Below are 26,709 nucleotides of genomic sequence, written 5' to 3'. Positions count from 1 at the left end.
CCTTAAAACGCTGCGTAAACTGTTTTGATCAACCAGAGCGCACCAAGAGTGGGCCTAAGCTCGCCTTTGAGGTGGGGTGGCGGTTGCGCCCAAAGACATGCACCTTGGTCGCCAGCTCGGGAAAATGCGCAAACATTTCCGCGCGTCCTGCCTGCGCGCATAGTGCTTTGGCCTGCGCATTGGGGTGAAAACACTGGCTCAGCACCCCGTCTCCGCTGACAATCTGAGGCGTTTCAAAGGCGAGGTGATAGTAGGTGATCTTGTCGGTCTCTGCTGCGCGCACATCGCAATTGTCGACCAGGGCCTTGGCGGGCACCAAGATCTCTTCCTCGCCATAAAGCAGCTCTGCGCGCCAGCCTGTGAGCAAGACAAGATGATCCGGCGCCACCAGATGCGGCCTAAAGGCGCCAAAGGTTTCATGAGCTATTTGAACCGGCGCATATTGTCCCCGCGCAGGCAAAAGGCGCTTTCCGATCCACAAGATCGGCTGAGGCCCGTTGTCTCTGGTCCAGATCTGATCCCCTTCTTTCAGGGTTTCAATCAGCTGATACCCCACTTCGGTGCGAATGCGGGTGCCTTCCGTGAAACAGGCGAGCCCACCGGTGGTGCGTATTTTGGCGATTGGGGTTGTGGCCTGCGCTGTGGTGGCGGGGACGGTTGGTTGTTCAGACACTAAAGGGGCGGGGCTGGCCCAGGATGTGCTCGCAGAGGAGCCGCCTGACATCGCGCCTGCGGCCGCGCCGTCCACGGCCACCACCGGCGCAGAGTTTGCGCGTGTGTCAAAGAAACAGAGCACGCGGCCGCTCGAAAGATCCGTCAGAGCCACCGCCGTGATGCGCGTTTCCCGCGTGCCTTGGGCAAACAGAACCGGAAAGCGGGACGCTGAAATCACAAAGGTCTGCGTGTTTTTCTTCGAGTGAATGAACGTCAGAACGCCAGCTTCGGTGAGCGTCATCTCTGTGCCGATGTGCCCGTCGATCTGATAACAGGAAACAATGAAACCTGTGGCGTCTTCGTTTGGGTCCAGCGTGACCTCAATAAAATCCTCAACCCCGGTCGGATGGGTAAAGTCATTGGAAAAATGCAGCTCGCTGATACGCGCCATTAAAACCTCCAGATACTAACACTCATGCGGCAACACACGCCGCTGGCGACATCTTGGGGCTGAAATGGTGAATAAATCGTAATCTGTTTTTCTTTTGTTCTCTTATGTTCTGCTTGCTGACCTGATCCGTTCCGGTTTTGGCCGTGTTTCCAATGTGTCAGCTGGGGGAGAGGCCGAAATAAAAAAGGCCCGGAGCTTGCGCTCCGAGCCTCTTAAAGTTGGTGTTGCCTAGGCTTACGCAGCCAGAGCAGCTTTCGCTTGATCCACGATCGCGGTGAACGCTTCGGGCTCATGCACGGCCAGGTCGGCCAGAACCTTACGGTCCACTTCGATGCCAGCCAGGTTCAGGCCGTTGATGAAGCGGGAGTAGGTCAGCGCTTCGTCGTGTGCACGGACAGCAGCGTTGATACGCTGGATCCAGAGCGCACGGAAATTACGCTTCCGGTTCTTACGGTCACGAGTTGCGTACTGGTTCGCCTTGTCAACTGCCTGACGTGCCACCTTGAAGGTGTTCTTACGACGGCCGTAGTAGCCTTTTGCGGCCTTGACGACTTTCTTGTGACGGGCGTGGGTTACGGTACCACCTTTAACGCGGGACATATATCAATCTCCTCTTAGCGGTCGTAGGGCATGAAGCCCTTGACGATCTTCGCGTCCGGTGCGGACAGCGTTGTGGTGCCGCGTGCATCACGCAGGAATTTGTTGGTGCGTTTGATCATGCCGTGGCGCTTACCGGCTTGGCCGGCTTTCACTTTGCCAGAGGCAGTGACCTTAAAGCGCTTTTTGGCGCTCGACTTGGTCTTCATCTTAGGCATTTCCGTCTCCTTTGTATTCGGTCGGTGACAAACGCGACTCGGCATGCCATCCAGCCGGTCGCGCGAATAGAGGCGCCGTATAGAGCGCTCATTGCTGTGGCGCAAGGGGTAATTCGCCGATTTCCTGCTGTTTGTTCCAATGACAGCAGCTTGTGGTGCCTCAGTGCAGGATGTCGGCAATCACGCGCACCACAACATTGGGCAACTCCCCAAAGCTGTAGCGCGCCGGGTTAAGCAGCACGGCCAGCGTAATCACCGCCGCAGACAGCACAAACGCGGCCATCGGCGCGCGTGGAAAGCGGTCGTCCGCATAGGCGGAGATCATGGCCGGGATGGAAAACACCCCAACCAAAAGCCCGATGGTGATCAGATAGTCCGTGGTCATGCTGTGGTCCGGTTGTTACCGGCCGACGCTACTCCGACTCGACGTTGAAAATCAAACGCTCGTCACAGGGGGACACGCGCAGAATGTTCGTTGTGCCCGGCACATTGAACGGCAGACCTGCGGTCACAACGATCTGATCGCTCTCCTGCGCATAGCCAAGATCGCGCGCGGCGCGGGCCGAGGCCACAACCGCCATTTTAAAGCGGCTGACGTTAGATGTGATCACACAGTTGGTGCCCCAGCTCAGGGCCAGACGCCGCGCGGTGCCGCGCAGGCTGGTCATGGCGATGATCGGCACGCGCGGACGTTCCCGCGCAATCAAGAGCGCTGTGGTGCCCGATTGACTGAAACAGCAGATCGCGGCCACCTGCGTGGTTTCCGCAATCTCACGGGCTGCAGCCACAATTGCATCCGCCACGCCGGAACGCGGCTGCGTGCGGCTGGCTTCGATGATCTCGCGGTAAGTCGGATCGTTTTCCACTTCCACAGCCACGTTGTTCATCGTGGTGACCGCTTCAATCGGATAGCTGCCTGCCGCCGATTCGGCGGACAACATGATTGCGTCAGAGCCTTCATAGATCGCGGTGGCCACATCCGAGATTTCCGCGCGGGTTGGCATCGGGCTGTCGATCATGCTTTCCAGCATCTGAGTTGCCACAATCACCGGCTTGGCCACATGGCGGCACTTCCGCACCAGTCGTTTTTGGATCGGAGGCACGGCGCTGACTGGCAGTTCCACACCAAGGTCGCCACGCGCCACCATGATCCCGTCAGAGACCGCAAGAATGTCGTCAAAGGCCTCCACGGCGGCTGGCTTTTCAATCTTGGACAGGATCGCTGCGCGCCCTTGCGCCAGCTCGCGTGCCTCGGTCACATCTTCCGGGCGCTGCACAAAGGACAGAGCCAACCAATCCACGCCAAGACCGCAGACAAATTCCAGATCGTCCCGGTCCTTGTCTGACAGCGCGGCCAGCGGCAGCACCACGTCAGGCACGTTCACGCCCTTACGGTTGGAGATCGTGCCACCTGTGGTCACGACGCAATTGGCAAAATCATCACCGCAGTCTTCGACCTTCAGGCGGATCTTGCCGTCATTCACCAGAAGGTTCGCACCGGGCTTGAGCGCGGCAAAAATTTCCGGGTGGGGCAGGCAGACGCGATTGATGTCGCCTTCTGCCGCGTCCAGATCGAGGCGGAACTTGGCGCCTTCTTCGAGATCTTCAGCGCCATTGGCAAAAACGCCCACACGCAGCTTCGGACCCTGAAGGTCGGCCAGAATGGCAATCGGGCTTTGCAGGTCTTTTTCCACCTGACGGATGATGCGGTGCTTTTCGCGGATTTCTTCGTGACTGCCGTGGCTCATGTTGAGCCGGAAGACATCAGCACCCGCTTCGTGCAGGGCGCGGATCATGTCATAGGTTTCAGAGGATGGGCCCAGAGTGGCCACGATTTTCACGTTTCTCAGTCGTCGCATGATCGGTCTTTCTTTGGCTTTGCCTGTCGGGCGCGCGGTCATTCCGTTTCGGGATGTCTTGCGGTTTGCGCTACATGTTAACGCTAACAAATGCAAGTTTTACCTCTATGGAATTCCTTTTTAGGTCGAACTCTCTTAACTCAGAGCAAATAGCAATGACAGGCCCATGACATACACTCCTTTTTCTATCTATGGCGCGGATCGCCCCGCGCGTTGGCTCATCACCTGTGACCATGCATCTAACCATGTGCCCAGCGACATCGCGGGCGGCGACCTTGGTTTGCCAGCCGAAGATATGGCGCGCCACATCGCTTACGATGTGGGGGCACGCGGCACGTCTCTGCGATTGGGAGAGCTGCTTGATGCGCCGGTGATCTGCACCAATTTCTCACGTCTCTGTATTGATCCCAACCGGGGCATGGATGATCCAACCCTGGTGATGCGGCTGTGTGATGGCTCCGTCATTGAGGGCAACCGTCATGTGAATGACGCAGAGATCGCCCGCCGGGTTGAGGCGCACTACAAGCCCTACCACGAAGCGCTGGAGGGACTTGCCGCTGCACGGACGGCCCCTGTGATCATCGCCATGCATAGCTTTACGCCCCAATATAAAGGCCGCGCGCCGCGCCCATGGGAAATCGCCGTGTTGCATGCCAAACCCGAAGACCGCTTTGGCCACGCCCTTCTGTCGCGCCTTTCCAAAGAGCATGATCTGACCGTTGGCGACAACGAGCCTTATGATGGCGATTTGCCCGGTGACAGCATCGACCAGCACGCGCTGCAATCTGGCCGCTTGAACGCGCTGATCGAGTTGCGCAACGATGAGATTGAAACAGCTGAGCAGCAAAACCACTGGGCGGAACGGCTGGCTGTGATCCTGCAGGAAACCCTTGAGGAAAGCGGCCTTTAACGCCTGACACTAAGTGTCGTCTCCCTTGTTGCAGATCTTTGCCATCACCATATTTGGGGTAAGGAAACGCTGCTGCCACAAAGGAGGCTCACAATGTCCCATGCAATGCTCACAAGCTTCTTCGGCTGGATGACTGTGCTTCACGTCGCGCTCCTGTTGGTCGCGTCCATTGGCATCTATGGGATGCGGGGGCGGGTGACGGCCATGCATGCACGGCTCACCGGTGTGCCCCAAGACAGCCTGGCGCCGCTCTACTTTCAGTGGCTTGGCGCCTACAAGCTGCTGATTTTTGTCTTCGCATTGGTGCCGTGGATTGCCCTACAGCTCCTTTGACCGGCTTGCTGCGCGTCTCTGCGCTTGTTAGGCCTTAAAAAACACCCTGCTCTGAGGAGAGTGACATGGACGAGCAAACCCAAATCGAACTGGAAGCCGCAGCATTCCGCACGTTGCGCGCGCATCTCATGGAAAAGCGCACCGATGTGCAGAACATCGACATGATGAACCTTGCCGGATTCTGCCGCAACTGCCTGTCGCGCTGGTATCAGGAAGCCGCCAATGAGCGCGGCATCGAAATGGGTAAGGAAGAGGCGCGCGAGCTGTTCTACGGCATGACCATGGCAGAGTGGAAAGCCAACTACCAAACCGACGCCAGCCCGGAAAAGCAGAAGGACTTTGAAAAAGCTTTCGCAGAGAATGTCGGCAACGAAGGTAAGTAACCACCTTTGAGCGGGCCGGGCGTGCGGTAAATCTACATCACGCTTGGCCGACTATCTGGACACCAAGCAATTTTGCCTGCTTTGGCCACATTGTTGCCCTTTTCCATCCGCACCGTGCAGTGGGGCGTGGAGGAATGAAGTGATGATTACACTGCTGACACTAAGCGCATGTATGGGTTTTGGCCTGATGGCGCGGGGATTTGACCCCAACGAAAACAGCGACACCCGCTAAAACAAATTTCCGCCAAAGCGAGAGGCCGCAACCTCGGCCAAACCTCGCCGCAATGAGGCCTACCGGCTGAGTTCATGCTCATAGCGCTGTTTGGCTATCTCTTCGTTTTGTGTGGATTTCTTGTGGTTGGACAAGGCGTTTTCCACATAGTCCAGATGCGCAATCACCGCGTTGCGCGCGCCTTTGGCATCACGCGCCTGCAGCGCTTTGTTGATGGCCCGGTGCTGCTCCAGCAACTCGCCCCGGGTGGTGCGCTGCTTGAACATAATCATGCGGTTGTAAAACACACCTTCACGCAGCAGCTGATACATCGAACGCATCATATGCAGCATGATCACATTGTGGCTCGCCTCAATGATCGCCAGGTGAAAATCCGCGTCCAGCTGCGCTTCATCCGTGGGATTGCGCTTGGGGTGGGCGGCTTCCATCTTGTCAAACACCGCCTGAATGACCTGCAAGTCCGTATCAGATGCCAGCATCGCAGCGCGTTCTGCGGCCAACCCCTCCATGTCACGGCGGAAAGCGATGTAGTCAAACACCGCCTCATCATGGGCCGAAAACAACTGCACCAAAGCTTGCGAAAACGCGCTGCCCAGAACATCGGCGACAAAAATGCCCGCGCCGGCTTTGGACGTCAGCAGCCCTTTGTCCTGCAGCATTGCAATCGCTTCACGCAGGCTTGGGCGCGAGACACCCAGTCGATCACTCAGTTCCCGCTCCGCCGGAAGCCGCTCCCCGGGGCGCAATATCCCCCGCAGGATCAGCAACTCGATCTGTCGCACAACGGAAGTGGAGAGTTTTTCTGGCTGAACCTTTTGAAACGGCATGACTTTCCTTCTGGCCCAAAATGAGCGCATCAAACTGGTCAGGTAATTTGACCACGCCATTCCACAGAGGGCAAGCCCTGTTGGATCACTGCTTAGGTGAGGGTCTTTGTCATAAAGATTGAAGAACTGTTGGCTTCATAGTCCCCAAACGGCCCGCAATCCACAAATCCATGCGCATGATAGAGGCTGTGCGCCTCGCTCAGCTTGTCTCCGGTTTCAAGCTTCAGCTCTGCAAGGCCCTGATCCCGCGCGGCCGTATCAAGCTGCGCCATGAGCTTGTGGGCAATGCCTTTGCCGCGGGCCTCTGGGGCGACAAACATGGATTTGATCTCGCCATAGGCGCCCTTGTTCGCAAGCGCGACGCAGCCCAATGTGAAGTCGCCTTCTTTGGCCACAAAGAAGCTGATTTCCGGAACACAGAGCTCGTCAATCGACAGAAAGTGATTGTCCTCAGCGGCAAACAGGCTCTGCATCAGTGTATGGCTGGCCTGCAGCAGCGCCGTCGCCTGCGGATCACGTGGATCACCGGGAATGACCGCGATTTTCGATGTGTCTTGTGCCATGTTTGCCCCCTGTCATTGTAAGCTGTCATCTGACCTTGCGGTTGTCTGGCAGCAGTTCTCAGCCAAGTCCAGAAGAGACGTGCCCACAGGGAAGTTTTGTACCACCCAGTCGCTGCCTGGTCCTTGCGGTTGCATAGAATCATGGCGCTTTGCGCGATAAGCTTTGTCGGGCTTTTTAAGCGCCTGCGCAGGGCTATCTTCACCTCAACTGCAATATCTTGTGGATAAATCCGCCGCCTTTGCCATATCATGTGGTTTGCCGTTGACTCCCCGCTACAAGCCTTTGCAGACTTCTCAAAATCACAGGAATCATAGGGCCGCAGATAATTTGCGCTTCTCCAAACTCAGACTGACTGGCTTCAAAAGCTTCGTGGATCCCACCGATCTGATCATCGCTGATGGTCTGACTGGTGTTGTGGGCCCCAACGGCTGTGGCAAGTCCAATCTGCTGGAGGCCCTGCGCTGGGTCATGGGGGAGAACCGTCCAAAGGCCATGCGCGGTGGCGGTATGGAGGATGTGATTTTTGCCGGAGCGGCCACGCGACCCGCCCGCAACTTTGCCGAAGTGTCGCTGCAGATCGACAACTCCGAACGACTTGCCCCGGCAGGCTTTAACGATGATGACGCGCTCGACATTGTGCGCCGCATCACCCGTGACGTGGGCAGCGCCTATAAGGTCAATACCAAAGACGTGCGCGCCCGGGATGTGCAGATGCTCTTTGCCGATGCCTCAACCGGCGCACATTCGCCAGCTTTGGTGCGGCAGGGGCAGATTGCCGAGCTGATCAACTCCAAGCCCAAGGCACGCCGCCGCATTCTGGAAGAAGCGGCAGGCATTTCCGGCCTCTATCAGCGCCGCCATGAGGCCGAGTTGAAGCTCAAAGGAGCTGAAACCAATCTCGCGCGCGTTGATGATGTGATCGAGCAATTGGCCAACCAATTGAGCCAACTGGCGCGTCAGGCCCGACAGGCGGCGCGTTACCGCGCGATCGGGGATGAGCTGCGTCAGGCTGAAGGGCTGTTGCTCTATCGCCGTTGGCGCGAAGCCGATGAAGCCCGCGCCAAAGCTGATGACGAACTGCGTGAGCGCACCACTTTGGCCAGTCAGGCGGAAATCGCGGCCCGCGCTGCGGCCAAAGAGCGGGTGGCGCGCGATGATCTTGTGCCGGGCAAGCGTGAAGAAGAGGCCATCGCTTCTGCGATCCTGCAGCGCCTGCAGGTGCAGCGCGACAGCCTGAACGATCAGGAAGCCCACGCGCTGCAGATCATCGAAACGCTTAAGAACCGCATTCTGCAACTCAGCCGTGATATGGAGCGCGAAGCAGGTCTGAACCGCGATGCTGTTGACACCATTGAGCGATTGGAATGGGAGCAGCGCGAGCTTGGTAAGGCCAGCGAAGGCCACGTGGAGAAGCTCGAAGCGGCCTCAGATGAAGCCCGTGAAGCTGCCAGCGTGTTGCAAGACCGCGAGGCCGAGCTTTCCCAGCTGACCGAAGACGTGGCCCGTTTGGCCGCGCGCCACCAATCCGCGCAGCGCCTGCTGCACGACAGCCAGAAGACGCAGGAAAAGAGCGAAGCGGAAGCCGCCCGCGCCCGCGCTGCGGTTGCGGAGTCCAAAGACGCCCTCAGCCGTGCGGCTGAAGAGTTGGAGACCGCGCGCGAGGCCGAAGAAGAGGCGATTGAGGCGGCGCAAGACGCCGAGGAACGGCTCGCGGCCGTCGAAGAAGAGCGCGCAGAAACCCAATCCCGCGAGGCCGAGGCCCGGGCAGAGCGCTCTGAAGCCGAAGGCGAACTCAATGCCCTACGGGCAGAAACCACGGCTTTGGCCAAACTCGTAGAGCGCGACACCGCAGAAGGTGGGCAGATCCTGGATCGGCTTCAGGTACAACAGGGGTTTGAGAAAGCGCTGGGCGCTGCCTTGGCAGATGACCTGCGCGCGCCGGAGGTGGAAGAAGAGGGGCCATCCGGGTGGTACGTGCTGCCGCAATACGATGATGTGCAGCCGCTGCCCGATGGGGTCACCTCACTGACCCAGCACGTTTCCGTGCCTGAGGTGCTTGAGCGCCGCATGAGCCAGATCGGCCTGGTCGCCACCGAAGATGCCTTGCAGTTGCAGCCGCTGTTGAAGCCGGGTCAACGTCTTGTCTCGATCGAAGGCGACCTGTGGCGCTGGGATGGCTACCGCGCCTGGGCCGAAGATGCGCCGAGCGCGGCCGCGCTGCGCCTGCAGCAACTCAACCGCCTTGAGGAACTCAAGCAAGCCATGGCCAGCGCCACCGCGCGCACCGATGGTGCCGTGGACGCCCATGAAACCCTGCAAAACCGCTTGCGGGAGTTGTCTGATATTGATCAGGCCGCCCGCGAAGCCCGCCGTGCCGCTGACCGCGCCGTGGCGGATGCCAACCGCGCCTTGAGCCGGGCAGAGGCGGATCGCAATCTGGCTGAAGGCAAGCTCGAAAGCCTTGGCCTTGCGGTGACGCGCCACGAAGAAGAGGCCATGGCTGCACGCGCGCAACTCAATGAGGCGGAACGCGCCTTGGCGGATCTGGGCGATCTCGATGCCGCGCGTCAGGGCGTTGAAGACATCAAAATGACGGTCGAAGCCGCCCGCATCATGATGATGTCCCGCCGCTCTGCCCATGACGAGCTGCGCCGTGAGGGCGAGGCGCGCCTGAAGCGCTCTCAAGAGGTGATCAAAGAGATCAGCGGCTGGCGCCACCGCCTTGAGACCGCTGAAAAACGTATGAACGAACTGGTCGAACGCAAGGACAGCTCCGAGGAGGAGCTGATTGATGCAGGTGCCGCTCCCGAAGAGATCGCAGCCAAGCGCGAAGAGCTGACCGATGCCATCGAGGCCGCCGAAGAGCGTCGCCGCACCGCCGCCGATGCTTTGGCTGAGGCGGAAGGCGCGCTGCGTGAGGCGGAGCACGCAGAGCGGGACGCGGAACGCGCGGCCAGTGAGGCCCGCGAGGCACGCGCACGGTCTGAAGCGCGCGCAGATGCGGCGCGCGAGACCGTGGTCTACGCAGCGGAGCGGATCATGGAAGAGCAGGAAGTCACACCTGCCGACCTTCTGGAGCGCCTTGCCGTGGAGCCGGACAAAATGCCGGATGCAGGTGACATTGAGGCCGATGTGAACCGCCTCAAGCGGCAGCGCGACAGCCTTGGCGCGGTCAACCTGCGTGCCGAAGAAGATGCCAAAGAGGTGCAGGAAGAATATGACGCGCTGACCAGCGAGAAATCCGATCTCGAAGCGGCGATCAGCACCCTGCGCAGCGGCATTGCCAGCCTTAACAAAGAAGGGCGCGAGCGTCTGCTGACAGCCTTTGAGCAGGTCAACAGCAACTTCTCGCTCTTGTTCCGCCATCTCTTTGGCGGGGGCGAGGCCAATCTGGTTCTGGTGGAAAGCGAAGACCCGCTGGAGGCCGGTCTTGAAATCATGTGCCAGCCGCCGGGTAAGAAGCTCTCCACCCTGTCCCTGCTGTCTGGCGGGGAACAGACCCTCACCGCCATGGCGCTGATTTTTGCGGTGTTTCTGGCCAATCCGGCACCGATCTGTGTGCTGGATGAGGTCGACGCGCCGCTGGATGATGCGAACGTCACGCGGTTCTGTGACCTCTTGGACGAGATGTGCCGCCGCACCAACACGCGGTTTTTGATCATCACCCACCACGCCGTCACCATGGCGCGGATGGACCGCCTCTTTGGGGTGACCATGGTCGAGCAGGGCGTGAGCCAACTTGTGTCGGTTGATCTTAAGGCGGCAGAGACGCTGGTGGCGTAACGCTCAGGGGCCAGCCCCGCTTGGCCTGACGGCCAATTCACCCCGGAGTATTTTTGGCAGAATGAAGAGGCTCACCGCTTTGTGACGCAGAAACACCGCCCGCTCGGTTTAGGGTTGCGGCATGGAGGATGCGTAATGCGGATGATGATCGGGTTTTTGATGCTATTGGCCGCGCCAGTGGCTGCGCAGGATTGGAAAACCCAGCCCGGCGACACAGCTTTTGACAGCGCAGGCCTGACCGAGCGCCTGTCAGGACAGACCTTGGTATTCTTTGACAACGGGCGGTCGGTCTTTGAAAGCAACGGCCAGTATCAATACACCTATGGCGGTGGCGGGACCTGGTATGGCCATTGGAAGGCCGCCGCGGACAGCACGTTTTGCGTGACTTTTGTCACCGGCGTGGAGCGCTGTGACCGCATTGTGGAAAACGGTGGCCGCCTCGTGCTGCAGACCAAAGACGGCATGCGCTTTCCAGTGCGCGAGGTTGTCGCGCACTCCTGATCCAGCTTTTAGAGTGCGTTCAGCAATTGCTGCGTGGGCCAGGCATCCGCAGGCAAGCCCAATCGCTGTTGTTCCGCCTGCACCGCACGGCGGGTCAGCTTGCCGAGAATGCCATCCACCTTGCCAACATCATGACCGCGCGCCTTGAGTTTGCTCTGCAATTGCTTCATTTGCGCGCCGCTCAGGCCGGGGTCGGCATTGCCCGCATCATAGCGCGTCGCCCCTTCCAGACGGGTGGCAAAATAGGCCGCGGTGGTCACATAGACAAAGCTCTGGTTCCACTCAAAATACACATTGAAGTTCGGGTAGGCGAGGAAGGCTGGCCCTTTGCGCCCCTGTGGCAGCAACAGTGACGCAGGCAGATTGGCCAGCTGTCCTTCGCGGGGTTTCACCCCCATCTTGGCCCATTGTTTTGCAGGCAATGTGGTGTCCAGCCCGGTCTTGGACCAATCCAGATTGGCGGGCACTGTGACTTCCTGCAGCCAAGGCTCGCCTGCGCGCCATCCGAGATGGGAGAGCATCTTACCGCCAGACATCAGCGCATCCTGCGGCGATGTCTTGAGGCGCACCTTGCCATCGCCGTCGCCATCCACGCCGTTTTCGATGATATCGGCGGGCAGCATCTGCACCATGCCGATCTCACCGGCCCAGGCGCCTGTGGTTTTGGTCGGGCTGAAGTTGCCGCGTTTGTACAGCTCCAGCGCCGCAAACACCTGTGGGCGGAACAGCTCCGGGCGGCGGCAATCATGGGACAGGGTCACCAGAGAGTTCAACGTATTGAAATCCCCCTGAAATGCGCCGTAATCGGTTTCAAACGCCCAGAACGCCAACAGCACGCCGCGAGACACGCCATATTGGCGTTCAATGCGGTCAAAGGTGCTGGCATATTGCTGCGCCTTTTTGCGCCCCACATTGATGCGGTTCTGACTGATCAGGCGCTGGCTGAAATCCAGAAACGGACGTTGGAACACGCCTTGGCTGCGGTCCGCTTTGATGGTGGCCGGGTCTTGGCGCACATTGGCAAAAAACGCATTCACCGTGCTTTTGTCATAGCCTTTCGCGCGGGCTTCCTGCTTCAGCCCATTGACGAAGCTGTTAAACGACCCGCCGCATTGCGCGATGGCGGTGCTGGCGGTGGTGATGGAAAGAAACGCGGCGGCAAGCGCAGGCAAAAGACGCATCTGAAAGTCCCTGAAGCAAAATTTGCGTTCAGACATAGCCAGAGGCGTCTAACTGGGCAAGCGCTCAGAACAGAGCCAGTATCAAGGCCGCCGCGAGCGTGATGCCCCAACTGCGCCACAGCGCGCCACAGGCGGCGTCCACATCATCAGGCCCGAGTTCTTTGCGGCCTTCAGGGTTCACAAAAGGAAAGCTCTGCATCTTGCCGTCATAGGCACGCGGCCCCGCCAGAGAGATGCCGAGCGCGCGGGCCATGGCGGCCTCAGGCCATCCCGCATTGGGGGAGCGGTGCAGGCGCGCATCCGCTTTGATGGCCTGCCACTGGGACAGCCCAGCATGGCTGGTGGCAATCAGGGCTGCGGTGATGCGGGCGGGCACCCAGTTCAGCACATCATCAAGCCGCGCAGCGGCCCAGCCGAAGTGGAGATATTTCTCAGAGCGGTAGCCAATCATGCTGTCGGCGGTGTTCACGACCTTATAGACAAGCAGGCCGGGCAGCCCGCCGATCAGGAACCAGAAAGCGGGGGCAATCACCCCGTCGCTCAGGTTTTCTGCACCGGATTCGATGGCAGAGCGAGCCACGGCGCTTTGATCCATATGGGCGGTGTCCCGGCTGACAATTCGCGCCACCATGCGCCGACCGTCTCCGAGTGACAGCCGCAGGCCATCGCCCACCTCCTGAACGTGATCCACCAGCGAACGCTGAGCCAAAAGGATGGCGGCAATGATCAGTTCGGGCAGCCAGCCAAACAGCCCAATCACCTTGCCAAGCACCATGGCGCCGATGACCAGACCAACCACCACAAGCGCGCCTTTGAGGCGGCTGGCCTCACCGGTGTTGAAGCGTGCATCGGCGAGGCCGATCACACGGCCCATCAGAACCGCCGGATGGGGCAGACGCTGCCAAAGCCAGCGTGGCTCGCCCAGCGCGGCATCCAGAAGCATCGCGCCAACCAAAACACATGCAGTGCTCATGCGCCTGCCTCCATTGTCGTCAATGCACTCTCAAGCTGTCCCCAGCGATCCGGCGCAGGCAGACCAAGGCGCAGGAATGTCTCCGAATATGGGAAAACCCGTGTCCAGATGTGGTGTTCAGCGAGTTGTTCCTGCCATTTGGCCGCATCCGGCACGTCATAGAGACGGAACAGCGTGGTGCCGCCCACAACCCGCGCGCCTTTGGCTGTCATCAGCGCATCCAGACGGTCACTGTCTTTGCTCAACCGCGCGCGTGTATCCGCGGCCCAGCTGTGATCCTGCAACGCCGCTGCACCGGTGTGCAACGCCGGGCCGGAGACTGCCCAGGGGCCGCTCAGGGCGTTCAGCTTGGCGATGGTGTCAGGTGTGGCAATCGCAAAGCCGAGCCGCATCCCAGCCAGCCCCCAGAACTTGCCAAAACTTTTGAGCACGATACGCCCCGGCTGATCCGCCAAGTGCACAAGGCTGTCATCCGGGCAGATGTCACAAAAGCTCTCGTCGATCACCACCAACGGGGCATTCACATCCTCTGCCTGCCAGCGTTTGCCGGTGGGGTTGTTGGGATGCACCAGCACCCGCGCATCAGGTGCGCTGTTGCCAAAGGCCCAGCCCTGCGCCGCAAAGGCGGCGGCATGTTCATTGTAGGTTGGGGCAGGGATGTCCACGCTGCCTGCAGGCAGGAGTGCCGGAATACGCGCGATCAGGGCGGAGGCCCCGGGAGCCGCAAGGATCGCAGCACCCTCCGGCACCTGCCAGAACGCCCGCGCGGCGCGGATCAGCGCATCCTGCGCCGCCTGATCGGGCAGATCATTCCAATCCGCCGCGGTGAACTCTGGCAAAGGATAGGGCACCGGGTTGATCCCGGTGGACAAATCCAGCCATTCTGCGCGTGAGCCACGCCAGCGAGCCACCGCTGCATCAATGCCGCCACCATGATCGCGCGGCGGCATGACTGAAACCAATTCTTTTCCCGCCTGCATTGCGCCGCGCTCCCAGTCTTGCAAAACTGCTGTTCAGAGCGCGGCTACACCACGAAGGCGGCGTTTGGCAAGCGGTGCTCAGCCGCGCCCGTGCGGCGCGTCAAAATCCAGCACCGGATTGATCGGCACAATACGGTGCGGATTGATGCTTTCATGGCTGCGGTGATAGTGGCCGATGATGTGATCCATGTTCACGGTTTCAGCCACACCTTCCATCTGGTAGAGCTCGCACGTGTAGCCCCAGAGGTTCGGATAATCGATCAGCCGCTTGCGATTGCATTTGAAATGCAGGTGATAGACCGGATCAAAACGCACAAGCGTGGTGAAGAGCCGCCAATCCGCTTCGGTGATGTGATCGCCCAAGAGATAGCGGTTTTGCGAAAGCCGCTCTTCCAGCCAGTCCAGCGTGTCAAACAGCGGGTGCACAGCGGCGTCATAGGCCGCTTGCGAGGTGGCAAAGCCGCTTTTGTAAACGCCATTGTTGACGGTGTCATAGATCCGCACGTTGACCTCTTCGATCGCGTCACGCTCTGCCTCAGGCCAGAAATCCAGCGTATTGCCGGTCAGCCCGTCAAAAGCGCTGTTGAACATGCGGATGATCTCGGAGCTTTCATTGCTCACAATGGTTTCCCGCTGTTTGTCCCAAAGGATTGGCACGGTTACGCGGCCGGAGTAACTCGCATCCGCCTTGGAATAGAGACTGTGGGCAAATGGCAGACCATAAAGCGTGTCGCCTGTCGCACCGGCATCATCTGTCTCAAAGGTCCAGCCCTCGCTCAACATGTCCGGATGCACCGCAGAGATGCTGATGTGATCCTCAAGCCCTTTCAGCTTGCGAAAAATCAGCGTGCGATGCGCCCAAGGACAGGCGTAGGACACATAAAGGTGATAGCGACCGCTCTCGGCCTTGAAGCCATCTGTGCCGCTTGGCCCCGCGCTGCCATCCGCGGTGATCCAATTGCGAAACTGTGATTGCGAGCGCACAAATTTGCCGCCCGTGGAGTTGGTGTCATACCATTGATCGGTCCATTTCCCATCAACCAAAAGCCCCATGGCGTGCTCCCTTCCGAGGTGGTGTCGTCATCGATGTTGCACAGTAATCTAGGGGCCACAGCGGCGTCGTAACACCGGCATACCCGCGCGCTTGCTGCGCATTTTTGCACAGAAAAAACCGGGCAAGGCCGCATGGGATGTCGCGCTTTTACAAGGCGTTGCCCTTCCGAACGGTGGCGTATGTTTACAAAATCTTCGCTTGACCCAGCTCTAATGGGTCGCGACGATGGAGGCCGATTTTGGAGATTCTCGATGAGTACATTCGTTTCCGCTGAAGTGCAGGCAGGCTTGGATGCCGCCCGTAAGAAGGCCCTGAAACAGCGCCATCGCCTTCGTATAGAAGCTGATGGTCAGAGCATTCGTGTGCTGCGTCATTGGGAAACCGGTTTCACGCTGGACGCCGAAACCGCGCCACATCTGCGCGGTCTGGTCGATCTCTATGACGGCAGCAAACATCTGTTTCAATGTCTGGTTATTGCCGCAGATGAGGAACACGGCGAAATGCGCTATGAGTTCAAGCGCTCCACCCCGGCAATGGAACGTGCTCCGGTCGATTTTTATCAGGAAGAGCCCGCGCCGGTCGCTCTGCTGGAACAGCAGAACTGACCCGCACGGCAGGTAGCGCCCCGCCCGTTTGAGTAGCGGGCAGGGCGCCTTTGTTTTATTGCATATCGGCGAATGCCGCGCGCAGACGGCTTGCCGCCTCTTGCACGCGCGCGCGCGGCGTGGCGATGTTGAACCGCAGGAAGTTTTCGCCGCCTTTGCCAAAGGTCGGCCCGTGGTTCACCGCGATGCGCGCGTCCTGCTCCACCCGTTTGGTGAATTCAGCCCGTGACATGCCGGTGTCGGTGAAATCCACCCAGCTCAGATAGGTCGCCTCAAGCGGCATTGACGCCACTCCGGGGATCTCGGCAATCACAGCATCCAAAATTTTCCGGTTGCCATCCAGATAGGTGATCAGATCATCCACCCAGGCCGCCCCCTCCGATGAATAGGCCGCTTCCGCCATGAACAGGCCAAAGCTGTTAGGCGATAGCCCAAGCGCGGCCATGCGGGTGGCAAACTTGGCGCGCAGCGCCGGGTCTGGAATGATCACATTTCCAGAATGGCTGCCCGCGGTGTTGAACGTCTTGGTGGTGGCGGTCATCATCACCAGCCGGTCCAGAATGCTCTCATCCACTTTGGTCATCGGGATATGGGTGTGCCCCGGGTAGACCAGATCATGGTGGATCTCATCAGACACTAGAATGAGATCGTGGCGTTTGCAGAAGTTTGCTACGCCCTGCAGCTCTTCACGGGTCCAGACACGGCCACCGGGATTGTGCGGCGAGCACAGAATGAACATGGTTTCATGCCCCTGCATCTGCGCATCCCAGGCCGCGAAATCCATTTCGTAGCGCCCCTCGTTCAGTGCCAGCGGGCATTCCACAACCTCGCGACCCGCCGAAGCAATGACCCGTGCAAAGGCGTGATAGACCGGAGTGGTCAGCACAACGCCATCGCCCGGTTTGGTAAAGCTGTCCACACACATACCGGTGCCGTTCACCAGCCCATGGGTGGTGAAGACCGAGGCCGGATCCACCTCCCAGCCATGCCGGGTCTTCATCCACCAACAGATCGCTTCGTTGTACGCGGTCTCATCGCCGTAATAGCCATAGATGCCCTGCGCCTGCATTTTGGCAACTGCATCCGCCACACATTGCGGTGGGCGGAAGTCCATATCCGCAACCCACATGGCGATCCCGTCATCGGCCGGCACGCCATAGATCTGCTCCATCATGTCCCATTTCACAGAGTGGGTGCCAAAACGGTCGATGATTTCGTCAAAACTCATGTGCTGCGTCCTTTGCTTAACATCGCAAGGCACGCTAGCGAAAAGCGGGCGCGGCGCAACCCATCTTGCAAAAAACCCACATCTGCATCCTCTGGATTTGAGGATATTTTGTCTGATGCCGCTCTAGTGACTTGTAATTGCGCATCTATTGGGGGGCTCGCAGGCGGTCTGTGTCAGAAAAGCCGCTTTAGCCAGCCGTTGGGCGCTATTGCACAGAGCCTAACCCGTTGCGCGCAGGGCGCGTCTGTCCTAGATGAGGGCCATGATTAAGCCCATTCTCATCCACCCCGATCCGCGCCTCAAAAAACTCTGCGCGCCCGTTGCCGATCTGAGCGACGATCTGCGCACATTGGCCGAAGATATGCTGGAAACCATGTATGACGCGCCTGGCATCGGCCTGGCTGCGCCGCAGGTTGGCGTGCTGGAGCGTCTGATCGTGATGGATTGCATCAAAGAGGGCGAGCCGGAACCGGTGGTGATGTTCAATCCCGAAGTGCTGTCCAGCTCCGAGGATCTGAGCGTCTATGAGGAGGGCTGCCTGTCGATCCCGGAGCAGTTTGCCGAAGTCACCCGCCCCGCCGAAGTGCGCGTGGGCTGGATTGATATGGATGGCAATCCGCAGGAGAAAGATTTTGATGGCCTTTGGGCGACCTGCGTGCAGCACGAAATCGACCACCTCAACGGTAAGCTCTTCATCGACTATCTCGGCCCGATGAAGCGCCAGATGATGACCCGCAAGTCCCAAAAGCTGAAGCGCGAGCTGGCACGCGGATGAGCATTCTGCCGCTGGTCTTTTATCCCGACGCGCGGCTGACGCAGCCCTGCGCTCCGGTCGCAGATCCGGTCACCGACGAAGACCTGCGCCCCCTGATCGCAGATATGTTTGACACAATGTATGCCGCTCCCGGTCGTGGCTTGGCCGGGCCACAGGTGGGTGTGATGAAACGTGTCTTTGTGATGGATTGCACCTGGAAAGACGGCGCAGGCACGCCAATGGCATTTCTCAATCCGGAGATCATCGCGCAGAGCGAGGGGGAGGATACGCTTGATGAAGGCTGCCTCTCGATCCCTGATCTGATGGTGCCTGTTGTCCGCCCCACAGAGATCACAGTGCGATGGATCGATGAGCTTGGCCGCACGCATGAGCGTGATTTTGACGGCTTTGAAGCCCGCTGCATTCAGCACGAAATGGATCATCTTGACGGCCGCGTGACGCTTGATCACCTATCCGAGCTCGCACGCGCCAAGATTTTGCAAGGATATACCGCCCCATGACAGTTCGCCCCTGCCTGCCTTGGCCTGACAAGCGCCTGCGCACCGTATCCGAACCTGTGGCAGAGATCACCGATGAGGTTCGTCAGGTCTGGGATGATCTGATTGACACCATGTACGCCATGCCCGGCGTTGGCATGGGCGCGAACCAGATTGGCGTGCTCAAACGCCTGATCGTGGTCGACGCAACCGAAGAAGGCAATCAGCCCATCCGCATGGCCAACCCGGAAATCCTGCACGCCTCGGTTCAGCCGCGCGAGCATGAAGAGGCCAGCCCGAACCTTGTGGGTGTTTCTGCCAAAATCTCCCGCCCCCGGGCGGTGACCGTGCGCTATATGGATGAGTCTGGTGAGACCGTTGAGAAAGATTTTGTCGGTCTCTGGGCCACCTCCGTGCAGCACCAGATCGACCACATCAACGGCAAAATGTATTTCGATCATCTCAGCAAAACCAAACGCGCGATGCTGATCAAAAAAGCCCAGAAACGCCGCTGACGCCCAAATTCCATTCCACGCACGCAGGAGCCAAACCATGCGCATTCTTTTCATGGGAACCCCAGATTTCTCAGTTTCCGTGCTTGATGCTCTGGTTGAGGCAGGCCACGAAATTGCCGCCGTTTTCTGCCAACCGCCGCGCCCTGCTGGACGCGGTAAGAAAGACCGCCCAACCCCGGTCCATGCCCGCGCTTTGGAGCTGGGCCTTGAGGTGCACCATCCCAAAAGCCTGCGCACTGATGAGGTGCAACAGACCATCCGCGATCTGAAGGCGGATGTTGGGGTTGTGGTGGCCTACGGCCTGCTGCTGCCACAGGCGGTGCTCGACGCCCCGACGCAGGGTTGCCTGAACATACACGCCAGCCTTCTGCCACGTTGGCGCGGCGCTGCCCCCATCCACCGCGCGATCATGGCGGGAGATGCGGAAACGGGGGTGTGCATCATGCAAATGGATGCGGGGCTGGACACTGGCCCCGTTCTGCTGCGTCGTGACCTCACCATTGGTATCGAGGAAACCACCGCAGAGCTGCATGACCGCCTCGCGGTCTTGGGCTCCAGCGCCATTGTGGACACGCTTGCCGCATTGCCCGAGCTGACCGCCAAGCCTCAGCCAGAAGAAGGCGTCACTTACGCCGAAAAGATCGACAAATCCGAGGCGCGCATCGACTGGTCCGCCCCTGCGGTTGAGGTCGACCGCAAAATCCGCGGCCTCTCCCCATTCCCCGGTGCATGGACAGAGATTGAAGGCCAACGGGTGAAACTCCTCGCCTCCCGCCTCGCAGAGGGGCAGGGCGACGCCGGCACTTTACTGGATGATGCGCTCACCGTGGCCTGTGGCGACGGCGCTGTGCAACTCCTGCGCCTGCAACGCGCCGGCAAAGGCGCGCAGGATGCAGACGTGTTCCTCCGAGGCTTCCAGCTCAGCAAGGGCGATGTGATCTAGGCGCGTCGCTCAATTAGGCGCCTCGTGTTTCAGCATTGCTGGACTACCCAACATCGCCCACACGCCCGCCACTGCGTTTTCTCATTCGTCAAATATCCCGGGGGTGCGGGGGCTGGCCCCCGCGAAATCCAACGTCGCGTGCCTTTCTTCAGATGCTGGCTTCAGCGCCATCTCTTGCCCCGCCGCGCGTTTTGCCCAATCGTAGGCAGGTAAATACACTGCCAGCACGTCCATGAGGTCTCATGTTCTTTGCCTTCTTCGGAACCGTCATCATCGCCGGAATCATCGGCTATGCTTCAGAGCGCATCCGCTTCACGCATAATGGCTACATCCCGTCGATCATCATCTGCATTGGCGGGGCATTTTTGTTTTTCATGATCAGTCGCATGTTTCACATCGGTTTTGGCAGCCCGGGCATGAATGCGATCGTGTCTTCCATCGGCGCGCTCATCATCGTGCCAACCCATTACCGCCGCTAAATCCCGGCACACCGGTGCCCCGAAAGCCACAAGCGTCTGCGCTACATTAAGAATTTCTTAAAATTGTAGACCGTTGGCCAAAACCTCGATTATGCTCGATTCATATAAGCGGCATCAAAGCCGCATGCTTTATTGAGGCGAGCAAAAATGGCGATTTTGGATTTTGGCAGCGATTCCGCTGCGCCAAAGGTCACGGTTGTGACCACCATGAAGGACGAAGGTCCTTACATTCTTGATTGGGTTGCACACTACAAGGCCCTTGGTGCAACTGACATTGTTGTGTTCACCAACGACTGCAGCGATCCCACTGATCAGATTCTACGAAATCTCAACAGGCTGGGCTATGTCCATCACCGGTTCAACCGTGTGATGCGTCGTGGGCCGCACAAAAGTGCGCTGATGTGGGCGGAACAAGAGCCTGTGGTGCGCGATGCGGATTGGCTGCTGGTGGTTGATGTGGATGAGTATCTCGACATCAAAGTCGGAGACGGCACATTCAAAGCGCTCATTGATCATCACAAAGGCGCAGATGCAATTTCTCTGGTATGGCGCATTTTCGGCAATGCGGGAATTGAGCACATCTCAGATCGCCCTGTGCCGGTAGAGTTCGTGAAATGCGAAGGCGCCGAAGTTAACCCACAACGCCGCAGCCGCTTTTTTAAGACTCTTTTTCGCAACAACGAGAAATTCAACCGCATGGGGGTGCACCGCCCGTTTCTTGAGCGCGGTGCTTCAGATATTGTCTGGGTCACCGCTGACGGCACGCGCATTCCGGATGAAAATATGCCCGGCGCGCTCCATGTGAGTGACGGCTACGGCTATGAAGTTGCACAGCTCAATCACTATGCTTTGCGCTCCAAGGATGCGTTTTTGAACAAGCAGCGCCGAGGGCGCGCCAATCATGTCGGCGGCAACCTCAAACTCGCCTACTGGAAAAAATTTGATCGCAACGAGGTAGAAGATCACAGTCTGGCAGAAGGCTTCGCCAAAGCCCTGCCGATCAAAGAAGCGATGCTAGACGATCCTGTTGTCCGTAGACGGCATGAAGAGGCGATCGAGGGCGCTCGGGCCATGGCCAAAATGGCGCGTAGAAAGCGGCCAGGCCGCGCCTTTGTTGTGCATCTGGATCGCATGCTTTCTGGCGGGCACATACCCGATGAGGAGGAGATCGAACTCTCAAGTGATGGCGCCGATCAGGCGGCCTAAGACGATAAAAACGCAGGTAGGAGGATATCATGGCAATCCCTGACACGCTCGCTGTGCGACTCATGAATGTCGTCGGAGATCACGAGCTCGGCGGCGATTTTCTAATGCTGGGACGTCAGCGCTGGGTTGGGAGCCGCCGCAAGCGTTCCGCCCGACTGTTTCAAGACACGATCAAGGCGCGTTTTCCGGATCTCTCCGAGGAAGATTTCGCCAGCCCGGACAACAAATACTCCGAAACCTTCTTTGAGCGTTTGGGCTTTGATCAGGTGGACAGTATGGATGTCTCTGACTTTGAAGATGCCAGCATCGTTCAGGATCTTGCCGGTAAGCTCCCCAAAAAACTGCGCGGGCGTTTTGATGTGATCTATGATGGCGGCACATGCGAGCATGTCTTTGATCTGCCAACCGCTTATCGCAACATCGACCGGATGCTGAAGCCCGGTGGCGTTTTGATCGGCCACAGCCCGTGCAACAACTGGATCAACCACGGATTTTACCAAATCACGCCGGAAATGGTGTATGGGTTCTGGGAAAAGACACTCGGCTATGAAGTGCTGGAATGCGAATTGCAGCCGTTGCTTCCCATGTTTGCGCACCGGAGTGTAGGGACAACGAACCCCAACGAAACCGGGGTGCGTCCCCGTTTGCTTGGCAAACTGCCTGATGGCCCGGTCATCTTATCTTACGCTGTTCGTAAACCGCTTCAGAAGCGCGCTGATAAAGGCACAAAAGTCTATCAGACGGACTATCAGGCGCGCTGGTCTGAGGGCGAAGAACAGCAGGCTGTCGCGGTATAGGGTTGGGCGCTACTTCCCGGCCTTAAATGGGGCCATGCCTTCACGAGCAAGCTCGTCGGCGCGTTCGTTTTCCGGATGGCCAGCATGGCCTTTGACCCATTCCCAAGTCACTGAGTGGCGCGCTTGCGCCGCATCAAGCCGCTGCCACAGCTCAACGTTTTTCACCGGCTTCTTGGCGGAAGTCTTCCAGCCGTTCTTCTTCCAGCCGAAAATCCAGCCGGTGACACCGTTCTTCACATAGGTGCTGTCCGTCACAACCGTGATGGTGCTCGCGCGTTCCAGCGTTTCAAGCGCCATGATCGCGGCCATCAGCTCCATCTTGTTGTTGGTGGTCTCCGGTGCCCCGCCAGACAGATCACGTGACTTGATCACCGTGTCGCCATCCTTGGCCTGCAACAGCACGCCCCAGCCCCCCGGACCCGGGTTTCCAGAACATGCGCCATCGGTATATGCAATCAAATCAGCCATGGGCGGTCAGTATGACAAATGTATCCTCACCGCCAGCCAATCCTTTGCCATTGCCCCGCCTTTTTCGGATGACCGTAAAGCCCGCCGCTTCCAGCAGGCCAATCAGCTCTGCCTCGCCATAGTAGCTGTAAAACCGCCCCAAGCGATCTCGCGCTTCAGCCTCGCCCAGCTTCATGCCGATATGAAAGCCGCCTCCGGGTTTGAGTGCCCGGTACACGCGAGCCAGATGCGTCGAGAAGTCAGCACGGGGCGCATGCAGCAGGCTGAAATTGGCCCAGATGCCATCATATTTGGCCTCTGCCGTCAGATCTTCAAACACGCCCACTGCCACGTCCAGATCAAACCGCTCTTTGGCCAGTTTCGCCATCTCTGGTGAGGCATCCATGGCCTCAACCCGATATCCCGCGTCACGAATTTTGGTCGCCCATTGCCCGGGGCCACATCCCAGATCCAGCACCAGCCCATCGTCCGGCAACAGCTCAAACAGCGCCTTGAGATCGCTGAACTGATCGATGTCGCCCTCAGCGACCTTGGCAAACCGCTCTGCATAGTCCTCGGCGGCCTGTGCATAAACCTGCATGGTTTCCTTGTCGCTCATGCCCGCTCCAGTGCCAGACGTCCGGCCAGCGCCACAAACAGCGTGGCAAAACTGCGGTTCAGCCAAGCCATCACCCGCTCACTGCCCAAGAGTGCATCCCGCGCCTTTGCCGCAAACAATCCATAAAGCACAAAGACGCCGAAGGTCATCGCCATGAAAGCCCCGCCGAGCAAGGCCATCTCTGCGGTGGCGCTCGCAGGATTGCCGCTCAAAAAGGGCGGCAGCAGCGCGAGGAAAAACACCGAAAGCTTCGGGTTCAGAATATTGATCAATGCCCCGCGTCGCGCAATCACTGCGCCCTTTTGCACCTCGCGTTCTGCACGCACGCTTAAGGCGCCATCGCTGCGCAGCGCCTGCCACGCCAGATAGAGGAGGTAGGCCACACCCGCGAATTTCACGACATTGAAGAGCACCGCAGAGGTGTGCAGCACCGCCGCCAACCCCAATGTGGCGGCCAGCAGGTGCGGCAAAATTCCAGCTGTGCACCCAAGGGCTGCCCAAACTGCAGCACGTGGCCCTTGGCCGAGCCCCATCGCCAACGTGTAAATCACCCCGGTGCCGGGCGCGATCACCACCACAAAAGCGGTGATCAAAAACTGCAATGACATCATCCTAACTCCTCCACTCGGTCACAAGCGCCTCGCGCCATCCGCTCAATAAACCACGCTGATCGCCAAACAGCTCACCACAACCGCTGTCAAAATCAGCCGCAGCCGCATCCACCACGGCGGCGTCAGCCCCCATTTGAAAAACGCATAGTCCAGAAACAGAAGCCCGGCGAAACCAAACAACAGTTTGGTCCCCGCGCTTACAGGTCCGCCGCCGGTCATGAAAAACGCCCAAAGCGCCGGAACAACCGACAGCGCATAGCCTGTAGCCGCCCGCCCGCCTTCCGCTTTGGTGGCAAAGCCCCACAACACGCCTGACATGAAGCTTAAAATGATCGCACCGTAATAGAGCTGGATGTAAGGCCCGACAAACCGCGGTCCCATCGCCCGCGTGCCCCAAAGCGCCAGATCCGGGTTCAGGTAGGACAGCGCGCCCCAGACAAACGGGATCAATCCGGCCAGCCCCAGTGCCAATGGCGCCTTTGGAATGCCTAACATCTTCACCTCTTTGCGTTTTTTCTGTTTCGTCACGTCAGTATGCACGCGATCTCTTCCGTGCCCATAGGCAATAAACTACCCAAGTGCGATGACGATCAATAGACTAAACACACGCGCGCTGCTGGTGCTGACCATTGCCCAGCTCATAGGCGCCACTGCCGCTGCCGCCCAACCTTGCCACCCCAGCTATAAAGGCGCGTGCCTGCCGCCAAATGGTCCGGACGTGGATTGTGCCGGTGGCAGCGGAAATGGCCCAATTTATGTGAAAGGCCCTATTCGGGTTGTCGGGCCTGATCCCTACAAACTGGATCGCGATAAGGACGGGATCGCCTGCGAGAAATAATGCGCCGCAGCGCTGAATGTTTCAGCGTACAGGCACTTTCTAAAGAAATGCACCGCTAAACGTCCGCGCAACAGGCGCTGCCCGCTTCAGCAGGGACGTTAAGAGGCAGCTTCCACATCGCGCAGCACGCGCGGCACTTTGAAATTCACCCGCTCCACCGCGGTTTCCACGATCTCGACCGTCACGTCAAAACGGTCGCGGAAGGCGTCGATCACCTCATTCACCAGAACTTCCGGTGCACTGGCGCCAGCGGTGATGCCAAGAGCAGAGATCCCTTCCAGCGCACGCCAGTCGATATCGGTGCTGCGCTGCACCAACTGGCTGTAATCACAGCCGTTTTTTGCACCCACTTCCACCAGACGTTTGGAGTTGGAGGAGTTGGGCGCGCCCACAACCAGCATCGCATCCACTTTGGGGGCCACTTCCTTCACCGCTTCCTGACGGTTGGTGGTGGCGTAACAGATGTCTTCCTTATGCGGGCCCACAATATTGGGGAAACGCTGGTTGAGCGCGGCAACAATACCTTTGGTGTCATCCACCGACAGCGTGGTCTGCGTCACGAACGCGAGCTTGTACGGATCACGCACATCCACATCGGCCACATCTGCCTCGGTCTCCACCAAAAGCACTTCGCCATCTGGCAGTTGCCCCATGGTGCCAATGGTCTCTGGATGCCCGGCGTGGCCAATCATGATGATCTGCAGCCCGCTTTCAGAATGGCGCTCCGCCTCAATGTGGACCTTGCTCACCAACGGGCAGGTCGCATCCACATAGATCATATTGCGCCGCTCAGCTTCCGCCGGGACAACCTTGGCCACACCATGGGCCGAAAAGATCACCGGACGGTCATCGGGGCATTCATCCAACTCTTCGACAAACACCGCCCCTTTGTCGCGCAGCCCGTCGACCACATATTTGTTGTGCACGATCTCGTGGCGGACATAGACCGGCGCACCCCATTTCGTGAGAGCCATCTCCACGATCTTAATGGCCCGGTCCACACCGGCGCAAAAGCCGCGCGGGGCAGCAAGGTGAATGGTCAGAGGCGGCTTGCTCATCGGCTCAACTCCACATTGGTCGTTGCCCACAGGTAGTGATTTCCCAGCGCGCCGTCCAGTGCTTGACCTTCCAGTGTGGGAGGCTGCTAGCAGCGGGCAAACGACGAATGGAGAGGACATGTCTTTCAAGCAAGCAACCGTCGCAGCTGCGGCCACTGTCGCCGTCGCCGCGATTGTCTGGCAATTTGCCTTTGGTGCTTCAGATGCGGATGCCGCCGCCCTGCGGCTGCCTTATGACGAAGCCGCGCGGGTTTCGCAGGGCGCAGAACTTTATGCCGAGAATTGCGCGGTCTGCCACGGCGCGGCTTTGCAAGGCGCACCCAATTGGCGCGAACGCGATGCAGACGGTTTGATGCCAGCCCCGCCGCATGACGCAAGCGGTCACACCTGGCACCATCCTGACGAGGTGCTCTTTAGGATCACCAAATTGGGCACGGAGGCAGTTGTGGGACAGGGCTATCAAAGCAATATGCCGGGATTCGCTGACAGCATGACCGATCAGGACATTCTGGATGTGCTGGCCTTCATCAAAAGCACCTGGCCCGAGCGGGTGATTGAAATGCACAACAGCATGAACGCGCAATCGGAATGACAATGCCCATGTGACAGGAC

At 59.0% G+C, this 26,709-nt stretch carries 33 protein-coding genes; 15 read left to right on the top strand and 18 right to left on the bottom strand.

Annotated features, from left to right (window positions below; translation table 11 throughout):
* Positions 1–28: 28 nt before the first annotated feature.
* The 5 genes from ACO07T_RS09225 to pyk form a co-directional block, all read right to left on the bottom strand.
* A complete protein-coding gene (locus tag ACO07T_RS09225; RefSeq protein WP_422049146.1) occupies positions 29–1,105 on the bottom strand; it encodes a Hint domain-containing protein in 1,077 nt (358 codons plus the stop codon).
* 234 nt (positions 1,106–1,339) lie between these two features.
* Complete coding sequence (gene rplT / locus ACO07T_RS09220) at positions 1,340–1,705, bottom strand: 50S ribosomal protein L20 (protein ID WP_132861339.1); 366 nt, start codon at positions 1,703–1,705, stop codon at positions 1,340–1,342.
* Positions 1,706–1,719: 14 nt separating this feature from the next.
* Positions 1,720–1,920: a 50S ribosomal protein L35 gene (gene rpmI, locus ACO07T_RS09215; RefSeq protein WP_058241085.1), complete on the bottom strand. Its 201-nt coding sequence runs from the start codon at positions 1,918–1,920 to the stop codon at positions 1,720–1,722.
* A 160-nt stretch (positions 1,921–2,080) separates the two neighbouring features.
* A complete protein-coding gene (locus ACO07T_RS09210) occupies positions 2,081–2,305 on the bottom strand; it encodes a hypothetical protein (protein WP_209059119.1) in 225 nt (74 codons plus the stop codon).
* A gap of 28 nt (positions 2,306–2,333) precedes the next feature.
* Complete coding sequence (gene pyk, locus ACO07T_RS09205; RefSeq protein WP_209085636.1) at positions 2,334–3,779, bottom strand: pyruvate kinase; 1,446 nt, start codon at positions 3,777–3,779, stop codon at positions 2,334–2,336.
* Positions 3,780–3,945: 166 nt separating this feature from the next.
* Here pyk and ACO07T_RS09200 point away from each other — a divergent pair, with 166 nt between their 5' ends.
* The 3 genes from ACO07T_RS09200 to ACO07T_RS09190 all read left to right on the top strand — a co-directional run bounded on the left by ACO07T_RS09200 (position 3,946) and on the right by ACO07T_RS09190 (position 5,405).
* Positions 3,946–4,689 (top strand): N-formylglutamate amidohydrolase, encoded by a 744-nt coding sequence (locus tag ACO07T_RS09200; RefSeq protein WP_422049145.1) that lies wholly within the window; start codon positions 3,946–3,948, stop codon positions 4,687–4,689.
* A 93-nt stretch (positions 4,690–4,782) separates the two neighbouring features.
* Entirely contained in the window at positions 4,783–5,022 is a 240-nt protein-coding gene (locus ACO07T_RS09195; protein WP_422049144.1) for a DUF6868 family protein, read from the top strand.
* Positions 5,023–5,087: 65 nt separating this feature from the next.
* Positions 5,088–5,405: a DUF1244 domain-containing protein gene (locus ACO07T_RS09190; protein WP_209059140.1), complete on the top strand. Its 318-nt coding sequence runs from the start codon at positions 5,088–5,090 to the stop codon at positions 5,403–5,405.
* Positions 5,406–5,696: 291 nt separating this feature from the next.
* On the opposite strand, the gene ACO07T_RS09185 is transcribed toward ACO07T_RS09190, so the two are convergent.
* Together ACO07T_RS09185 and ACO07T_RS09180 are read right to left on the bottom strand one after the other, a co-directional pair.
* On the bottom strand, positions 5,697–6,464 hold the full coding sequence (locus tag ACO07T_RS09185; protein WP_209059142.1) for a FadR/GntR family transcriptional regulator: 768 nt from the start codon (positions 6,462–6,464) through the stop codon (positions 5,697–5,699).
* A 92-nt stretch (positions 6,465–6,556) separates the two neighbouring features.
* Positions 6,557–7,027: a GNAT family N-acetyltransferase gene (locus tag ACO07T_RS09180; RefSeq protein ID WP_422049143.1), complete on the bottom strand. Its 471-nt coding sequence runs from the start codon at positions 7,025–7,027 to the stop codon at positions 6,557–6,559.
* Between the two features lie 328 nt (positions 7,028–7,355).
* Between ACO07T_RS09180 and smc the strand changes: the two genes are divergently transcribed.
* Positions 7,356–10,811, top strand: a complete 3,456-nt coding sequence (smc, locus tag ACO07T_RS09175) for a chromosome segregation protein SMC (protein WP_422049142.1) — start codon at positions 7,356–7,358, stop codon at positions 10,809–10,811.
* 135 nt (positions 10,812–10,946) lie between these two features.
* Entirely contained in the window at positions 10,947–11,312 is a 366-nt protein-coding gene (locus ACO07T_RS09170; RefSeq protein ID WP_209059151.1) for a hypothetical protein, read from the top strand.
* Between the two features lie 8 nt (positions 11,313–11,320).
* Here the strand turns inward: ACO07T_RS09170 and ACO07T_RS09165 are convergent, their stop codons facing one another.
* From ACO07T_RS09165 to ACO07T_RS09150, 4 genes are all read right to left on the bottom strand, one after another.
* The gene (locus ACO07T_RS09165; RefSeq protein WP_422049141.1) at positions 11,321–12,493 is read right to left on the bottom strand and encodes a lytic murein transglycosylase; all 1,173 of its coding nucleotides are present in this window, start codon (positions 12,491–12,493) and stop codon (positions 11,321–11,323) included.
* A 64-nt stretch (positions 12,494–12,557) separates the two neighbouring features.
* Entirely contained in the window at positions 12,558–13,466 is a 909-nt protein-coding gene (gene cbiB, locus ACO07T_RS09160; protein ID WP_422049140.1) for an adenosylcobinamide-phosphate synthase CbiB, read from the bottom strand.
* Entirely contained in the window at positions 13,463–14,446 is a 984-nt protein-coding gene (locus ACO07T_RS09155) for a threonine-phosphate decarboxylase (protein ID WP_422049139.1), read from the bottom strand. The genes cbiB and ACO07T_RS09155 overlap by 4 nt, the downstream gene beginning before the upstream one ends.
* Before the next feature lie 78 nt (positions 14,447–14,524).
* Complete coding sequence (locus ACO07T_RS09150; RefSeq protein ID WP_422049138.1) at positions 14,525–15,499, bottom strand: glutathione S-transferase family protein; 975 nt, start codon at positions 15,497–15,499, stop codon at positions 14,525–14,527.
* A gap of 252 nt (positions 15,500–15,751) precedes the next feature.
* On the opposite strand from ACO07T_RS09150, the gene ACO07T_RS09145 reads away from it, so the two are divergent.
* Positions 15,752–16,105: a hypothetical protein gene (locus ACO07T_RS09145; RefSeq protein WP_209059162.1), complete on the top strand. Its 354-nt coding sequence runs from the start codon at positions 15,752–15,754 to the stop codon at positions 16,103–16,105.
* A 55-nt stretch (positions 16,106–16,160) separates the two neighbouring features.
* On the opposite strand, the gene ACO07T_RS09140 is transcribed toward ACO07T_RS09145, so the two are convergent.
* Positions 16,161–17,333, bottom strand: coding sequence for a MalY/PatB family protein (locus ACO07T_RS09140; RefSeq protein WP_422049137.1), 1,173 nt, complete (start codon positions 17,331–17,333; stop codon positions 16,161–16,163).
* A gap of 262 nt (positions 17,334–17,595) precedes the next feature.
* Between ACO07T_RS09140 and def (ACO07T_RS09135) the strand changes: the two genes are divergently transcribed.
* From def (ACO07T_RS09135) to fmt, 4 genes are read left to right on the top strand one after another with little or no spacing between them, the layout of a single operon-like run.
* A complete protein-coding gene (def, locus tag ACO07T_RS09135; RefSeq protein ID WP_209077022.1) occupies positions 17,596–18,108 on the top strand; it encodes a peptide deformylase in 513 nt (170 codons plus the stop codon).
* Positions 18,105–18,608, top strand: a complete 504-nt coding sequence (def, locus tag ACO07T_RS09130; RefSeq protein WP_422049136.1) for a peptide deformylase — start codon at positions 18,105–18,107, stop codon at positions 18,606–18,608. Before def (ACO07T_RS09135) ends, def (ACO07T_RS09130) begins: the two co-directional genes overlap by 4 nt.
* Entirely contained in the window at positions 18,605–19,099 is a 495-nt protein-coding gene (def, locus tag ACO07T_RS09125; RefSeq protein ID WP_209059175.1) for a peptide deformylase, read from the top strand. Before def (ACO07T_RS09130) ends, def (ACO07T_RS09125) begins: the two co-directional genes overlap by 4 nt.
* Before the next feature lie 37 nt (positions 19,100–19,136).
* On the top strand, positions 19,137–20,042 hold the full coding sequence (fmt, locus tag ACO07T_RS09120; protein ID WP_422049135.1) for a methionyl-tRNA formyltransferase: 906 nt from the start codon (positions 19,137–19,139) through the stop codon (positions 20,040–20,042).
* Positions 20,043–20,123: 81 nt separating this feature from the next.
* Here the strand turns inward: fmt and ACO07T_RS09115 are convergent, their stop codons facing one another.
* On the bottom strand, positions 20,124–20,276 hold the full coding sequence (locus tag ACO07T_RS09115; RefSeq protein WP_422049134.1) for a hypothetical protein: 153 nt from the start codon (positions 20,274–20,276) through the stop codon (positions 20,124–20,126).
* An 8-nt stretch (positions 20,277–20,284) separates the two neighbouring features.
* Between ACO07T_RS09115 and ACO07T_RS09110 the strand changes: the two genes are divergently transcribed.
* From ACO07T_RS09110 to ACO07T_RS09100, 3 genes are all read left to right on the top strand, one after another.
* Positions 20,285–20,521, top strand: coding sequence for a hypothetical protein (locus ACO07T_RS09110; protein ID WP_209059180.1), 237 nt, complete (start codon positions 20,285–20,287; stop codon positions 20,519–20,521).
* 147 nt (positions 20,522–20,668) lie between these two features.
* Positions 20,669–21,727 carry a glycosyltransferase family 2 protein gene (locus ACO07T_RS09105; RefSeq protein ID WP_422049133.1) on the top strand — a complete coding sequence of 353 codons (1,059 nt, stop codon included), beginning with the start codon at positions 20,669–20,671 and terminating at the stop codon, positions 21,725–21,727.
* A 29-nt stretch (positions 21,728–21,756) separates the two neighbouring features.
* Positions 21,757–22,524: a class I SAM-dependent methyltransferase gene (locus ACO07T_RS09100; protein WP_422049132.1), complete on the top strand. Its 768-nt coding sequence runs from the start codon at positions 21,757–21,759 to the stop codon at positions 22,522–22,524.
* Between the two features lie 9 nt (positions 22,525–22,533).
* Here ACO07T_RS09100 and rnhA read toward each other — a convergent pair whose 3' ends face one another.
* The 4 genes from rnhA to ACO07T_RS09080 are packed head-to-tail and all read right to left on the bottom strand — an operon-like array spanning position 22,534 to position 24,696.
* On the bottom strand, positions 22,534–22,992 hold the full coding sequence (gene rnhA / locus ACO07T_RS09095; protein WP_209077035.1) for a ribonuclease HI: 459 nt from the start codon (positions 22,990–22,992) through the stop codon (positions 22,534–22,536).
* Positions 22,985–23,590 (bottom strand): class I SAM-dependent methyltransferase, encoded by a 606-nt coding sequence (locus ACO07T_RS09090; RefSeq protein ID WP_422049131.1) that lies wholly within the window; start codon positions 23,588–23,590, stop codon positions 22,985–22,987. The genes rnhA and ACO07T_RS09090 overlap by 8 nt, the downstream gene beginning before the upstream one ends.
* Positions 23,587–24,201 (bottom strand): LysE family translocator, encoded by a 615-nt coding sequence (locus tag ACO07T_RS09085; RefSeq protein WP_422049130.1) that lies wholly within the window; start codon positions 24,199–24,201, stop codon positions 23,587–23,589. Before ACO07T_RS09085 ends, ACO07T_RS09090 begins: the two co-directional genes overlap by 4 nt.
* Before the next feature lie 42 nt (positions 24,202–24,243).
* Entirely contained in the window at positions 24,244–24,696 is a 453-nt protein-coding gene (locus ACO07T_RS09080) for a DUF3429 domain-containing protein (protein ID WP_422049129.1), read from the bottom strand.
* 88 nt (positions 24,697–24,784) lie between these two features.
* Between ACO07T_RS09080 and ACO07T_RS09075 the strand changes: the two genes are divergently transcribed.
* Positions 24,785–25,039, top strand: coding sequence for an excalibur calcium-binding domain-containing protein (locus ACO07T_RS09075; protein ID WP_422049128.1), 255 nt, complete (start codon positions 24,785–24,787; stop codon positions 25,037–25,039).
* 98 nt (positions 25,040–25,137) lie between these two features.
* Here the strand turns inward: ACO07T_RS09075 and ispH are convergent, their stop codons facing one another.
* Positions 25,138–26,097 (bottom strand): 4-hydroxy-3-methylbut-2-enyl diphosphate reductase, encoded by a 960-nt coding sequence (gene ispH / locus ACO07T_RS09070; RefSeq protein ID WP_422049127.1) that lies wholly within the window; start codon positions 26,095–26,097, stop codon positions 25,138–25,140.
* A gap of 118 nt (positions 26,098–26,215) precedes the next feature.
* On the opposite strand from ispH, the gene ACO07T_RS09065 reads away from it, so the two are divergent.
* The gene (locus tag ACO07T_RS09065) at positions 26,216–26,689 is read left to right on the top strand and encodes a c-type cytochrome (protein ID WP_422049126.1); all 474 of its coding nucleotides are present in this window, start codon (positions 26,216–26,218) and stop codon (positions 26,687–26,689) included.
* Positions 26,690–26,709: the final 20 nt, after the last annotated feature.

Origin of the sequence: Shimia sp., from assembly GCF_965227725.1 — a bacterium.
Taxonomy (GTDB): Bacteria; Pseudomonadota; Alphaproteobacteria; order Rhodobacterales; family Rhodobacteraceae; genus Shimia.
Note: the sequence above shows the minus strand (reverse complement) of the source record. Positions and strands in the feature narration are given on the sequence as shown.